This window comes from Pseudoalteromonas sp. APC 3355 (assembly GCF_030407615.1).
Lineage (GTDB): Bacteria > Pseudomonadota > Gammaproteobacteria > Enterobacterales > Alteromonadaceae > Pseudoalteromonas > Pseudoalteromonas distincta.
The window spans coordinates 460,894-474,927 of sequence record NZ_JASDDB010000001.1 but is presented as its reverse complement, the minus strand read 5'-3'; the positions used below and the strand labels follow the sequence as shown (position 1 = coordinate 474,927).

Sequence of the window (14,034 nt, the reverse complement as noted above, 5' to 3'; positions counted from 1 at the left end):
ATTCAACATGTTAAGTTTTAAAAAAGATAAAAAGCCGTCTACGGCTAAGTTTAAATTAAGCTATATCGCCATGCTAATAGTACTGGTTTTATTAGCTATCAGCGCATTACCAAATTTATACCCAAATAAATCGTGGTTGCACATCAGTACTGCTCCGCACAGCGAAACGCAATCTTTACCGAGCACTAAAACGCTAGTTACTTTTTTAAATAACCAAGGGTTAGAGGTTGAGCAGGGTTTAGATAAGCAATCAACTATTAATGTACTTTTAAACGAGCCAACTAAAAGCGCTCAGGCACAAGCGGCTATAAAAGCGCAGTACCCAAACACGCAAGTTAAAATTGTTGAGCATGCAACCAGCCCTACATGGTTACAAAATTTTGGTTTATCACCAATAAAGCTGGGCCTTGATTTAAATGGCGGTGTGCTATTTGTACTAGACGTAGATTTAGATAAAGCCGTTGATGAGCAATTAGTCAGTGCGTATCAACAAGCTAAATCAATCATTATTAAACAAAAAGCACATGGCGTAAAAGCGCAGCAAACTCAGCACGGGTTTGAAATAAACGCATTGCCTAATGCAACCGACAAGTTAACCCCTGTTATTGAAGAGCTAAAAAGCCGATTTGCTAATTTAGCCGTTGTAACAAGCAATAACGGCAGCGTTAAAACTGCCAAATTTAGTTATTCAGAGCAAGGCCGCAGCAGCTTTGATAAAGAAGTAATGGGGCAAACACTTACAACCCTTCGTTCACGTATTGAAGAGTTAGGCATTACTGAAGCGGTAACACAGCAACAAGGTAAGCACCGCATTCGTATAGAGCTACCGGGTGTGCAAGATCCAACCGAAGCTAAGCGTATTATTGGTGCAACAGCATCGCTTGGTTTTTATCAATTAAAAGAAATAGGCGGACAAACATTTAATATGCAATCGGGCGGAACGATAAAGCTCGATCCTGTGCCAATTTTTACAGGGGACCATATTAATAATGCAAACATAGGCCGCGACGATTGGGGTAAACCACTTGTACAACTAAGCCTAGACGGCCAAGGTGGGGATGCAATGTCGGCATTTTCAAAAGCCAATATTGGTAAGCCAATGGCGACGGTTTACTCTGAGTATTCTCAAAACGCTAAAGGCGAAGTAGTTAAAAAAAGCGAAGTTATTAATGTTGCCAATATTGCTCAGCATTTAAGTTCGCGTTTTAGTATTACCAATATGAAAAGCCAGCAAGCGGCAGCCGATCTGGCATTGTTACTACGTGCAGGCTCGCTTACAGCGCCCGTTACAATTGTGCACGAACAAACAATAGGGCCAAGCCTCGGCCAAGAAAACATTAGTAATGGCTTAGCCGCGCTTATGTTAGGCATGGGTATTACCCTTGCATTTATGGCGCTTTGGTATCGCCGTTTAGGCCTTATTGCAAACGTAGCACTTATATTAAATTTAACGTCCCTTGTGGGCTTAATGTCATTATTACCAGGGGTTGTATTAACGCTTCCGGGTATTGCAGGCCTAGTATTAACCATAGGTATGGCGGTAGACACTAACGTAATAATTTTTGAACGTATTAAAGAAGAACGTCGCCAAGGCCGTGCACCATATCAAGCTATTCAAGAGGGTTATAAACAAGCCGCAAATACAATATTTGATGCCAATATAACCACCATGATCACCGCACTTATTTTATACGGCATAGGCTATGGGCCCGTTAAAGGTTTTGCCATTACACTCGCACTGGGGCTTTTAACGTCTGTATTTACAGGTGTGTACGTATCAAAAATATTAAGTCAAACGTTGTATTTAAAAATGGGTAAAAAAGCAGGAGTAAAAGCACATGCTTAATTATTTTTTGAAAGGTGAAAAGGGTACACGTTTACGCTTTATGGGCATGCTTTTAAGCGCCATTTTAGTGCTGCTATCTGTATTCACGCTTACGCAAAAAGGTTTAAATTTCGGCTTAGACTTTACCGGCGGCTATTTAACTGAGTTTACAACCAGCCAAAGCGTTAAGCTAAAAGAGCTTCAATCGTTTATTGCTAAAAATCACAACGGTGAGTTTGAGCTAACCGCGCAAGGTAATAGCCATTTTCAATTAAGAGAAGCACCAAGTGCATCAACAACAGCTAATAGCCTTGATTGGCAAAGCGCTGTTACACAAAACGATGATATAAACGCACAGGTATTATCGTCAGCTTATATTGGCTCACAAGTAGGCGATGAGTTATTTGATCAAGGCTGTTTAGCCATGTTTGCTGCAATGATTGCGGTAATGATTTACCTTGCAGTGCGTTTTGAATGGCGCTTAGCGGTAGGCTCTGTGGTTGCGCTAGTGCACGATTTAATACTCGTTCTTGGGTTATTTTCACTATTACAAATTGAGTTTAACCTGACCGTGCTGGCCAGCTTACTGGCTATTATTGGTTACTCACTTAACGACTCAATAATAGTGGGGGATAGAGTGCGTGAGCTTTTACGTGTTCAATCAAATAATGTACTTAGCCCAGCGACTATTATTAATAATGCGATTAAAAGCACACTAACGCGCACCTTAATAACGTCGGGTACCACACTTGCAACGGTTGCCAGCGTTTGGTTACTTGCAGGCGCACCACTGCAAGGCTTTGCTATAGCATTATTTACCGGCATTGTAGTGGGTACGTTCTCGTCTATTTGTATAGCGGCAACCTTGCCGGAGCTATTGGGTTTAAGCGCTAAAAACTACGAAGTTAAAGTAGATGCCCACACGCAAACATTATTAGATATGCCATAAGGTTTTTAATAAAGCACAAGCAAAGAGCTGTAACAACCAACGGCTCTTTGTTAGTTTAATGCAAATTTAAGCCCCGCTAGTATTCCCACCAAATTTGCGGGGTTTAAAACAATGGTTTTAAGCCCCGCAAAAATGTTAAACTAGCTGCCTTATTTTTACAGCCTGTATTGTATTAATCCCCATGAATAAAACCCACGTTATCGAACATCTTCGTTTTGCGCTAGAAGCGCAGCTTACAACAGCAAAAGTAGCGGCAAAAACCGCGCACGACACCGCCACACATGAAGAAAACATAGCCGAAAACAAATACGATACCCTAGGGCTCGAAGCCGCTTATTTAGCACAAGGCCAAGCCCAGCGCGTAAACGATTGCTATAAAAGCATAGAATTGTTTGAGCCTGCCTTTAACGAAAAACCAACCGACAAAATAGCTATCGGCTCGCTGGTATGTTTAGAAGATGATAACGCAGCGCAAAAATGGTTTTATCTAGGCCCTGCAGCTGGTGGTTTAACCGTAAATGTTAAAGAGCACGCAATAGCTGTAGTAACACCCGGCGCACCAATGGGTAAGCAGTTATTAAATAAACAGATTGATGATGAAATTACGTTAACAATTGCAGGTAAAGCCCACGAATACGTGGTGGTAGAGATTTTATAAAGCTTTGGTTTTTTAAGAGAAACGTTTGCTGGCAGAGCCATACCAACGTAATAAACGCTTTTTTATAAATTAATTGTCGGATAAGCGAAGCGCCATCCGACAAAGCTAATTTTGTCACATAACATTTTTAAAAGTCGCTTTGGTGAAAAACAACAGAGCCTATTTTATAACATGGCTAATCATTTGTTTACATTGAAGTTATTTAGTGGAATTATTGGATTATGTAATATATGCCGTTTTGGTGTGTTATAACCCCCAAAGTGGTGTTTAATAAGCTGTTAGTTAGCTTCATTCACTTACAAGTTGCCAATTATGACACTCAAAAGAAGTTTTTCCCACGTAGGAGCAATAACCAATTCAGAAGGCCTATTAAAGATGATTAAATCTTTTTTAGAGGCTAACGAAGTAGAACGTTCTACGAGAATTTGGGGCATAATAAATCTTTTTGAGGAAAAGCAATTAAAAGGCTGGAGCGACTTACCAAAAATATTGATTTACCACGAAGTATTTGAAATTTATGAAATTATTTCTACTCTTGGTCATATATGCCCAAACATGATATTAGAAGCGATTTCAAAAGATCATGTCAATGAATTGTCAGGGAAAAACCAAAAAGGTAGAAACACTCAATTTGAACTATTCATTGCTTCCAAGTACATACAAGCAGGATATAACGTTCAATTCGGTGAGCCTGATTTATTTTTTTATTACCTAGGTAATAGGTACAATATTGCTTGTAAACGCCCTCAGAGCAAGAGCAAAGTATTAAATAATATTAAAAAGGCATCAAAGCAAATTTCTTTACACGATGGGTTTGGTATTGTAGCTCTCGATCTAACCCCTACATCGGTTAGAAATTTCGACTGGAATTCAGACCTTAGTGTTGTAATTAAGTCTGGTCAGGATTTAATTTGGAAAAACTTTTTAAGCTCAAATCGTAGAAGAATTAATGAGTTAGTTGGAAAGCGTGTGTCGATCGTACATGTATATGGAGGATTAAATCTCAAGGTAAAAAATAATTATGTCTACTCTTTGTTCGATTATGCTCTTGAGATAAAAAGTAACAGGACCGAAAACGACTATTTTCACGAAATTATAAATAAAGTTCAAAGCGTTCATCCCTGTCGCATAAGCTAACAACACTTCCTGATGTGGACAGCAAGCACTAAAGGCTACTCTCCACCGCAAATTTTAATAGAGCATTAATTTGGATGACACCCAGCCTAATTACCAACACGATAAACTATTACCTTTGTTCATAAATCTATTGTCGGATGGCATGGCTTCGCCATTTATCCGACCTACGAGGTAGCTTTTTTCACAAATTTCGCTGTTACCATCATTTCGCCAATGCCTTCTACTTTACAATCAAGCTCGTGATCTTTTTTATCAAGCACTCTTCTAACTACCGCTTTGGTGCCAATTTTAATTACTTGCGAGCTGCCTTTAATTTTTAAATCTTTGGCTACTGTCACTTTATCGCCATCATTAAGTAATGTGCCGTTGGCATCTTTAACTAAAATAGCGTCTTCATCGTTTGTATTATTTGGGTTCCACTCATGGGCGCACTCGGGGCAAATAAGCAGTTGTTGGTCTTCGTAAACATATTCACATTGGCATTTTGGGCAAGCAGGCAGCGACATTTTTAAACTCTCATAAGGTATTGTTTTGCGTATTTTAATCTGCATTTATAGGAAAATATAGTTAATCAATATTTTTCATCTTCACGCTAAAAATATCTCGTTTGTGCGTTTTTAAAAAAGGGCATATAAAGCACATGTCGCTTAAGCAATTTAAGCGCTAACTCGTACAGTAGGTACCTGTTAAAGCACCCATCATATTAAGTGATTCGCGCAATGCCCACTTAGTACGATGGGTGTTTCTATTTATAATGCTTAGTATTTTACTAAGCATGCTTTTTATATTTTGACTTAACTAGGAAAAGTCGTGTTTAAAACCTTAATTGTGGTTGATAACAACGAGCAAACGCTTGCTCAATCGTTCGAAAATGTAATTACGTTTAATACCTACTTACGTGATTACCCAAAACATAACGAACCAAAAACACGCATTATTAATCTGTGCGACTCAAGCCAATACTTGAGCAAAGGTTACTATTGCTCATTACTTGCAGAGGCGCGCAAGCACCAAGTTTTACCCAGTGTAAAAACCATTAATGCTCTTCGTAGTGGCCAAGCTCCTATGTTAAATGTGGGCCAAATAGACGGCACACTTTACTTTGGTAATGCCCAAAACGATTTACAATCAAAAGCGGCAAAGTCGGTATTTAAACAATACCCGGCGCCTATTTTATTTGTTGATGAGCAAGGCTTATTACAACAAGGCTCGATGTCGTCTTTAAGCGAGCAGCAGTACAGCGAATTTGTAGCAAAGCTAGATAACTTTACTAAAACACAGTGGCGTATTAGTTCGGTGCAACGTCGTTTTAGATGGGACATGGCAATACTTGTTGATCATAACGAAAAAGTACCACCGAGTGATAAAGACGCCATTGCACGTTTTATTAAAGCAGCGGCTAAACACGGTATTTATGCACAAGCATTAAGCTTTGATGAAATTGATAACATTGCCCAGTTTGATGCGTTATTTATTCGCCAAACTACAGCGATTGACCACCCAACGTATCGCCTTGCAAGCAAAGCGCAAAGCCTTGGTTTAGTGGTTATTGACGATGCTGAGTCTATTTTACGTTGTTGTAATAAAGTGTATTTACATGATGCGTTTAATTATCAAAAAGTGCCAAGTTTAAAAACGCTTGTAGTGGCTGATCAAGCAAATGAAACGCTTGAGCAATTAGAAGAAGCGTTTACATATCCGCTTGTTTTAAAAATGCCAGAAGGGTCGTTCTCAAAAGGTGTGTTTAAAGTTTCAAACCGTGATGAGCTAGTAGCTAAGCTTACAGAGCTGTTTGAATATAGCGCATTAGTGCTTGCACAAGAGTACATGTATACCGAATACGATTGGCGAGTGGGTGTGTTAAATGGCCGTGCAATTTATGCATGCCGCTATTTAATGGCGCGTAACCATTGGCAAATTTATAACCACGACGCTAAACGGTTTTTCTCTGGTGGCTTTGAAACCTTGCCAACCTTTGAGTTACCAAAAGCGGTGTTAGATGCAGCATTAAAAGCATGTAAAACAGTGGGTAGGGGTTTATATGGCGTAGATGTTAAAGAGCATCAAGGCAAAGCATACGTGCTTGAAGTAAACGACAACCCAAGTATTGATCACAAGGTAGAAGACGGCTATTTAGGCGATGAGCTATACATGATCATTATGGATGAGTTTAAACAACGCTTAGAAGCACGAGGCCGTGGGTAATAACATGAGCAACCTTGTTATTCGAAAGGCGCTTAGTAGTGATTTAAATGCACTGATTGACGTTGAAAATGCTTGCTTTAATAACGATAAATTAAGTCCGCGTAGTTTAAAGCGCTGGCTTAGTGCTAAGCACTGCATTTTACTCGTTGCAGAAAGTGGCGAGCAACTATGCGGTTACGGGTTAGTGTGGTGCCATAAAGGGACGCGTTTAGCGCGTTTATATTCGCTTGCTGTTTTACCCACAATGCAAGGTAAGGGGATTGCAAAAGCACTACTTACTAGCCTTGAAAAAGAAACGTGTGAGCGTGGGCGTATTTACCTTCGTTTAGAGGTGGCTGTAAATAACGAAGGTTCGATAGGGCTTTATAAAAGCTTGGGTTACAGAGTGTTTGGTCAATATAGCGATTATTACGACGACCACAGTGATGCCCTACGAATGCAAAAAAACATTCGACAAACGAGTGAGTTAAAAGTGGCGCGTTTAACGCCGTGGTATCAGCAAACTACTGACTTTACGTGCGGACCTGCTGCGCTATTAATGGCAATGGGCGCACTTGAGCCAACAACTGAGCTTACCCAATCGCATGAGCTGGCACTTTGGCGTGAAGGTACCACCATTTTTATGACATCGGGTCATGGTGGTTGCCATCCGTTTGGTTTGGCACTTGGGGCTAATAAGCGGGGCTTTAAAAGCGAGGTAATGGTTAATACCACAGAGCCTTTGTTTTTAGATGGCGTACGTAACGAAAACAAAAAAGTGGTACTTGCCACCGTGCATCAACAATTTGTAGATGGTATTGCACAGGCAAATATACCGCTTACGTATAAAGATTTAGAGCTTGAGCATATTGAGCAGTGGTTAAGTAAAGGCTTTAGTGTGCTGTTATTAATTAGTACATACAGTTTTGATGGTAAAAAATCGCCACACTGGGTGTGTGTTACGCACCTTGATGAGCACTGCGTGTATGTTCACGACCCATTTTGTGAGCCCGGTAACGATAAACAGCTCGCAATAGATTGCCAATATGTACCTATAGCACGAAGTGATTTTAGTAAAATGTCAGCGTTTGGTAGCCAACGTTTAAGAACGGCGGTGGCTATAGCTAATAAAATATAAGGTTAACAGTGACTTTTTTAGATTTAATTGATGTAGCCCCGTATTCGTGGGCAGCTATTGGTACTGCGGCTTTTTGCGGTGCTATTATTGGTATAGAGCGCCAATTGCGTGGTAAACCTGTAGGCATTCGTACCTCTGCGTTAATAACTTTGGGCACGTATTTGTTTTTATCCACTGCGTTTAATTTACAAGGGGATGTAATAGATCATTCTCGTGTAGTGGGGCAAATAATTACAGGTATTGGCTTTTTAGGGGCAGGCGTTATGCTCGCAAAAGATGGTGCGGTAGTTGGCGTAACCTCTGCTGCAACCATTTGGGTGCTTGCATCAATAGGCGTTATGATAGCGACCGAAAACCTTGGCGCTGCAATAAAACTTTCGGTGCTGGTGGTCGGTATTTTATACGGTGTAGACGTACTCGAAGCTAAATTTAAAAGCTTAAGCAAAGGCGTACACACTAAAGTAAAAAACTATCAAAAACGCTATTATCGAAAAGAATTTAACGAATCAGAACGCCACTAAAAGTGGCGTTTTTTTAGTGCTATTGAAATTAGTACTATTCGAACAAGCACTATAATTAGCCAAATAACTTTCTCCTAACTACTTTTCTGTAACCACTGGGTGTTTGGCTTAATACTTTTTTAAACACGCGGGTTAAATGCCCTTGGTCGTTATATCCTACTTCTAAAGCCACTTCTTGAATTGATAAATTTGATGATGCTAATAACTCCTTCGCACTTTCTACACGTAATTGCTGCCAATACTCAATAGGGCTTTGATTAGTAGCGGCTCTAAAACGGCGGGTAAAAGTACGGTAGCTTAAGCTAAATTGAGCAGCGACTTCTTGCAGGTTTAACTCGGTGGCTAAATTTGTTTTTAGCCAAAATTGAATTTGCGCAATTAGCTCATCGGGGTGGCGGTCTACTGCACCTTCTAAGTAGCGTTGATCTTCATAGGGTTTGCGTATTTCGTGCGAAAAATTACGCTCTACATGCTGCGCGGCGGCTTTTGTGTAGTACTGGCTAATAATGTGTACGATCACATCTGCAAGCGCATTAAGACTGGCCACCGTATACATTCGCTCTGACTGGGTTATAAAAAAGTCGGGCTTTAGGTGCACCTGCGGGTAGTCATGGCTAAATTGTTTGGCGTAATGCCAATGGGTGGTAGCAGGGTGTCCATCGAGTAAGCCTGCCTCAGCTAATAAACAGTTGCCAGTGCCTACACCAATTATATGGCTGCCTGCGCTAAAGCTCTCACTTAGCCAATCAACTATTTCTTGATTTGTTCGCACCACTGGGCGTGGGTTTCGCCAAATACCCGGCACTATAATCAAATCGCTGTAGGGCGCGTTAGTTGTTATGCAATCAGGATTTATAGCAAGGCCTGCGCGGGTGGGTATAGATTCAGTACTTTTAGCCACTAAATTTATAGCAAGTGGCCTAAAGCTTTGCTTATCAAGATGCCCTTTAGCAAAGGCCTCGCCGGCTCTTAGCATTTCTATAGGCAGCGTTAAACTAGTCACTAACAAATGCGGATATACCGCTATAGCAATGTTTAGTGGTGGATTAGTGTGTTTATCAGTCATATAAATGCTCCGACCAGTACCTTTTGGCCTTTTGTGCTGAATATTTGGCTATTAAAGCACAATGCGTGGTGCATAATCCATTTAAACTGCCTCTTCTCCTTATAACACGTTTCTAAAAGGTAAATTATGACAGCATTACCCGTTATAGTAGGCATGGGTGGCATTAACGCCGCTGGCCGTACTTCTTTTCATCAAGGTTATCGCCGTATCGTGTTAGATAGTTTAAATGCTCAAGATCGCAGTGAAACATTTTTAGGCCTCGCCACACTGATGAATCTAGTAAGCGTTGTAAACGGCCAATTACAAGATACACAAGGTAATAATGTTGAGCAAAGCGACATAGAAGCACGCTTTGGTGAGCAAATTATTGCTGGTACACTTATTCGTAAAATTGAAAAAGAACACTTTGATGCCGATGCCACACCGTGGCAGCAAAAAATGACACTAACCGCATCAAGCGATAACGCAATTGTGTTTGAAACGCGTGCTCGCGACTTACCTGCACCAGTTCCAGCTAGCTGGCAAGTTGAAGAGCTTGAAGGCAAAAAAGTTAAAGTAACTATTGCAGCCGACTTAGACGTAAAGCACGACTCAACACGCGATAACCCAATTAAATCTGCTGGGCAATTTCCGACTGGGTTTGATCCATCAGTTATGTATAACAGCCGCTATCAGCCTCGTGGTTTGCAAGCCACTATTTTTGCAGCTACTGATGCTATTAAATCAACAGGGCTTGATTGGCAGCATATTATGAATAGCGTAGAGCCAGATAAAATTGGTACCTATTCAGCATCGGTAATTGGCCAAATGGACGACAAAGGTCTAGGCGGTTTAGTAAAGGCGCGCCAACAAGGCGACCGTGTTAGCACTAAGCAGTTAGCACTGGGCTTAAATACAATGTCTACCGATTTTATTAATGCCTATGTTACGGGCAATGTAGGTACTACGTTTTCGACCTCGGGCGCATGTGCAACGTTTTTATATAATTTACGTGCAGCGGTTAACGACATACAGGCAGGGCGTACACGCGTTGCGGTTGTCGCAAGTGTTGAGTGTGCTATTACACCAGAAGTTGTAGAAGGCTTTGGTAACATGAGCGCACTTGCAAACGTTGAAGGTTTGCGCCGTTTAGATAACTTATCAAATGATGAAGAACCAGACTACCGTAATAGCAGCCGCCCATTTGGCGATAACTGTGGCTTTACATTAGGTGAGGGCGCGCAAGTTGCTATTTTAATGGATGATGCTTTAGCCCTTGAGTTGGGCGCTGATATTATGGGCAGCGTACCGGATGTGTTTGTAAATGCAGATGGCGTTAAAAAGTCGATTACATCACCTGGCCCTGGTAACTATATTACAATGGCAAAATCAGCCGCACTTGCTAGCAGCTTATTAGGTAAAGAAGCACTGCAAGAACGTAGCTTTATTTTAGCCCATGGTTCTAGTACACCGCAAAACCGTGTAACAGAGTCTTTGATTTATCATAAAGTAGCGCAAACGTTTGCTATAGATAACTGGAAAGTAACAGCGCCAAAAGCGTATGTTGGCCATACTATTGCACCTGCAAGCGGTGACCAGTTAGCGATTGCGTTAGGCATATTTAGCCATAATATTATGCCGGGTATTACCACAATTGATAAAGTGGCTGATGATGTTTATAGCGACCATCTTGATATTCGTAATAGCCATTACGAGTGCGCTGATATGGATATTGCTTTTATAAATTCAAAAGGCTTTGGCGGCAACAATGCAACAGCGACTGTACTTTCACCAAAAGTAACAATGCAAATGCTTGCTAAGCGCCATGGCGATGATGTTATGACTAGTTACACACAGAAAAATAGTATGGTTAGCGCTTCGCAGAAAACGTATCAAACGCAAGCAGATTTAGGGCAGTACGAGCTTATTTATCGCTTTGGCGACGGACTTATTGACGACAACGACATTGTAATAGACGAGCAAAGTATTCAGTTACCAGGCTTTGAAAAAGCAATTACGTTTAGCACAACAAACTCCTATCAAGATATGTTTTAAGCACACATACTTGTTAGCAAGGCGCTTTTTAAGCGCCTTTTTTAATTCCTCAAATATATTTATCTATTAAGTTTTGTCTAAGTGAAGCTCATTAAATGAACTGATTTTTGTATTTACACTTGCTTTTATGTCGATCGTTTGTTTCTATTATATAAACACTATCTAGGATGGATAAAATCGATGAAAAAACTCATATTAGCGCTTTCTTTTACTTCTGCTTTTACTCAACTCCCTGCGTTTGCTGACGACTTTGTCCCTGCAGAGGTGATTAATAAAAATTACGATCAACTTACTAATACCTCACCGCGTGCGTCTCGATTAGAAGGAATTAATTTAAGTAGTTATCTTGTTGATGAAAACGGCCAAGTGAGCGATATCGAAATTGTAGCTACAGCTGGTCAAAAAAAGTATCAAAGAGAAGTAATGGACTACGTGTCTAAGCTCAACTACAAAAGTGCAAAATTAAATGGCGAGACTATACCTGTAGCAAAAACTATTACTGTAAGTTCGCAAAATTTACATGCTGGTTTTTCAAATGATAAAGCGTCTCGCGGCTTTTTTAATGATTATGAACAAGCTAGTAAGTTAATCGATGAAAAGAAATACGATGAAGCTAAAAGCCGTATTGATGAGTTAGAAAACGAACATACGAAAAATACGGTTGAGATTGTTTTGCTTGCATGGCTTAAAAGCCAGCACAGTTATTTTGTACAAGATTGGAAGAGCTTTGATCAGCACATCAACGAAGCATTTTTATTTCGAGGTAACCTACCAGATCAAATTCAAAAGCGTGTGATAAAAAATGCATTACAATGGTTTATATCAAAACAAGATTATGTACGTGCCTATGACGCAATAGATGCGTTAGGCAATATTGAATCCATCACTTTTACACAGGAAAATAAGGAGCAGTTATTAGCTCAAGTTAATGACATTTATAAAAGTTCTGGCGATATAAAACAACAAATAGAGCTATTGCCTAAGCAGGCGGTATTACCTTTATTGTCAAAAAGTGAAGTAGCGCTTGAAGCGCAAATGCCGCTAACTAAAGTCCAGTTACGCTGCGAGAACAAAGTAGTAAATTACGATACAAGCACAATTGATAAAATTGTAATTTCACAAAACGATGTGCGTTGTGGGTTATTAATTAAAAGCGCTCAAGCACAAACTGTTACGCTAAAGCAAAGTGGTGATAGCTTTTTATAAGTTTTACGTATTGGTTAATGACATAAAACCCCGCAAATATTATGCGGGGTTTGTGTTTTTACTTATATATATTTAGCAATTAAGCTATGTTTGTGGCTTCGCTTCCAAACAATGTATCGCTTAGCGAGTAGGGTTGTTAGCCCTATTACAACGGCTATGAATAGAAGTGTTGCTGTGTAACTCATGCCATAACCTTCAGGCAAACCAACGAGAGTATCTGCGTAGGTCATATCGCTAAAATTAAAGCCAAGAATAGGTATAAGTAACCAAGCAATAGCATGTAATAAATACAAATGCACAAGGTATGAAAACATACTTGTTTTACCCAGTACTTGTAAAAAGTTATGCGAAAAATCGGTTTTTAAACCACTTAATGCCTTTAAAGAAATAAGTCCAAGGCCAACTGTAAGTAACATGAACTGAAGCGAAAGCGGATACTTTGTTGGGTTCAGAAACGACATAACAGTGAGCAATGAGCTTGTATGTATATCAAACTGTGACATATCACCGTATAAGTTAAATCCACGTAAAACGCCATAAAGCGCAAGGCAAGTAACCCCTAATAACAATGCGTGATTCATCACTTTTTTACTGTATTGTTGCGCTTTGTAATAAACACCAGCGCAATATGCCAATGCCATTAAGCCAACAATGGGGGCAATTGGGTAGGTTGTTCTAATTTGAAAATCAAATGGGAGATCAAGTACATTTTTTTGATGTGCAATGGACCAAGCAGTATGTGCAAATGTATTGGGCTCAAAGCTTGTTCCATCAAATAAATTATGCCCAAACACGAGTAATAACCCTGCTACAAAAATGGCATAAATGCCCAGGAAACGCAGCAGTCCTAAAATAACAAAGCCCCAGCCGATAGCCCAAATAACTTGTGCGTATAGCATTGGGTATAATGGGTTAAAGCTCCAAGACCACGAAACAATAGTAAATTCAAACAAAATTAGCACTAAACCACGAATAATCAAGCTTTGTGAAAATGCTTTAGTGGATACATATTTATGCTCTGTTATAGCCGCAGATAGACCTGCTAAGAATACGAAGAGTGGTGCGCAAAAGTGAGAAACAAAACGCGTAAAAAAGGTAACGGGATCAGTCCCTGGAATGGTCATCGGATCGGTAACTGAGTAATTAAGGCAATAATACATACCATGGTCAATAACCATAAATATAATTATAATGCCCCGTAATATATCAATATGATGTAAGCGGTTATCGGTTGAAGGTAGCGACATAAGAGAGCTATATAGAGTGATTTAAAACTGTATTTATTATATGTTATATTGTATCAAATTGAAATCGTG

General features: G+C 40.0%; 12 protein-coding genes. 9 read left to right on the top strand and 3 right to left on the bottom strand.

Features of this window, described 5'->3' with window-relative positions; all coding sequences use genetic code 11:
- The first annotated feature begins 7 nt into the window (after positions 1 to 7).
- The 4 genes from secD to QMA08_RS02085 all read left to right on the top strand — a co-directional run bounded on the left by secD (position 8) and on the right by QMA08_RS02085 (position 4,569).
- Positions 8 to 1,846, top strand: coding sequence for a protein translocase subunit SecD (gene secD, locus QMA08_RS02100; RefSeq protein WP_290173482.1), 1,839 nt, complete (start codon positions 8 to 10; stop codon positions 1,844 to 1,846).
- Complete coding sequence (gene secF, locus QMA08_RS02095) at positions 1,839 to 2,774, top strand: protein translocase subunit SecF (RefSeq protein WP_290173480.1); 936 nt, start codon at positions 1,839 to 1,841, stop codon at positions 2,772 to 2,774. Before secD ends, secF begins: the two co-directional genes overlap by 8 nt.
- Before the next feature lie 181 nt (positions 2,775 to 2,955).
- Positions 2,956 to 3,432, top strand: coding sequence for a GreA/GreB family elongation factor (locus tag QMA08_RS02090; RefSeq protein ID WP_101164031.1), 477 nt, complete (start codon positions 2,956 to 2,958; stop codon positions 3,430 to 3,432).
- Positions 3,433 to 3,744: 312 nt separating this feature from the next.
- Positions 3,745 to 4,569: a hypothetical protein gene (locus QMA08_RS02085; protein ID WP_290173478.1), complete on the top strand. Its 825-nt coding sequence runs from the start codon at positions 3,745 to 3,747 to the stop codon at positions 4,567 to 4,569.
- A 164-nt stretch (positions 4,570 to 4,733) separates the two neighbouring features.
- Here the strand turns inward: QMA08_RS02085 and QMA08_RS02080 are convergent, their stop codons facing one another.
- Complete coding sequence (locus QMA08_RS02080) at positions 4,734 to 5,075, bottom strand: zinc ribbon domain-containing protein YjdM (protein ID WP_290173476.1); 342 nt, start codon at positions 5,073 to 5,075, stop codon at positions 4,734 to 4,736.
- 304 nt (positions 5,076 to 5,379) lie between these two features.
- Here QMA08_RS02080 and QMA08_RS02075 point away from each other — a divergent pair, with 304 nt between their 5' ends.
- Genes QMA08_RS02075 through QMA08_RS02065 form a run of 3 tightly spaced genes read left to right on the top strand, consistent with a single transcriptional unit; the run spans position 5,380 to position 8,412 of the window.
- Positions 5,380 to 6,774: a RimK family protein gene (locus QMA08_RS02075; RefSeq protein WP_290173474.1), complete on the top strand. Its 1,395-nt coding sequence runs from the start codon at positions 5,380 to 5,382 to the stop codon at positions 6,772 to 6,774.
- Positions 6,775 to 6,778: 4 nt separating this feature from the next.
- A complete protein-coding gene (locus tag QMA08_RS02070; RefSeq protein ID WP_290173472.1) occupies positions 6,779 to 7,891 on the top strand; it encodes a GNAT family N-acetyltransferase/peptidase C39 family protein in 1,113 nt (370 codons plus the stop codon).
- 8 nt (positions 7,892 to 7,899) lie between these two features.
- On the top strand, positions 7,900 to 8,412 hold the full coding sequence (locus QMA08_RS02065; RefSeq protein WP_002960746.1) for an MgtC/SapB family protein: 513 nt from the start codon (positions 7,900 to 7,902) through the stop codon (positions 8,410 to 8,412).
- 55 nt (positions 8,413 to 8,467) lie between these two features.
- Here the strand turns inward: QMA08_RS02065 and QMA08_RS02060 are convergent, their stop codons facing one another.
- Complete coding sequence (locus QMA08_RS02060; protein WP_290173469.1) at positions 8,468 to 9,478, bottom strand: helix-turn-helix domain-containing protein; 1,011 nt, start codon at positions 9,476 to 9,478, stop codon at positions 8,468 to 8,470.
- 126 nt (positions 9,479 to 9,604) lie between these two features.
- On the opposite strand from QMA08_RS02060, the gene QMA08_RS02055 reads away from it, so the two are divergent.
- Positions 9,605 to 11,512, top strand: a complete 1,908-nt coding sequence (locus tag QMA08_RS02055) for a beta-ketoacyl synthase (protein ID WP_290173467.1) — start codon at positions 9,605 to 9,607, stop codon at positions 11,510 to 11,512.
- Positions 11,513 to 11,692: 180 nt separating this feature from the next.
- Entirely contained in the window at positions 11,693 to 12,718 is a 1,026-nt protein-coding gene (locus QMA08_RS02050; RefSeq protein WP_290173465.1) for an energy transducer TonB, read from the top strand.
- A 62-nt stretch (positions 12,719 to 12,780) separates the two neighbouring features.
- Here QMA08_RS02050 and QMA08_RS02045 read toward each other — a convergent pair whose 3' ends face one another.
- Positions 12,781 to 13,965, bottom strand: a complete 1,185-nt coding sequence (locus tag QMA08_RS02045; RefSeq protein WP_149602778.1) for a heparan-alpha-glucosaminide N-acetyltransferase domain-containing protein — start codon at positions 13,963 to 13,965, stop codon at positions 12,781 to 12,783.
- Positions 13,966 to 14,034: the final 69 nt, after the last annotated feature.

Coding starts and splice junctions, on each gene's coding strand:
- QMA08_RS02045 (WP_149602778.1), bottom strand. CDS start 13,965: ATGTCGCTACCTTCAACCGATAACCGCTTACATCATATTGATATATTA.
- QMA08_RS02090 (WP_101164031.1), top strand. CDS start 2,956: ATGAATAAAACCCACGTTATCGAACATCTTCGTTTTGCGCTAGAAGCG.
- QMA08_RS02050 (WP_290173465.1), top strand. CDS start 11,693: ATGAAAAAACTCATATTAGCGCTTTCTTTTACTTCTGCTTTTACTCAA.
- QMA08_RS02060 (WP_290173469.1), bottom strand. CDS start 9,478: ATGACTGATAAACACACTAATCCACCACTAAACATTGCTATAGCGGTA.
- secF (WP_290173480.1), top strand. CDS start 1,839: ATGCTTAATTATTTTTTGAAAGGTGAAAAGGGTACACGTTTACGCTTT.
- QMA08_RS02085 (WP_290173478.1), top strand. CDS start 3,745: ATGACACTCAAAAGAAGTTTTTCCCACGTAGGAGCAATAACCAATTCA.
- QMA08_RS02070 (WP_290173472.1), top strand. CDS start 6,779: ATGAGCAACCTTGTTATTCGAAAGGCGCTTAGTAGTGATTTAAATGCA.
- QMA08_RS02080 (WP_290173476.1), bottom strand. CDS start 5,075: ATGTCGCTGCCTGCTTGCCCAAAATGCCAATGTGAATATGTTTACGAA.
- QMA08_RS02055 (WP_290173467.1), top strand. CDS start 9,605: ATGACAGCATTACCCGTTATAGTAGGCATGGGTGGCATTAACGCCGCT.
- secD (WP_290173482.1), top strand. CDS start 8: ATGTTAAGTTTTAAAAAAGATAAAAAGCCGTCTACGGCTAAGTTTAAA.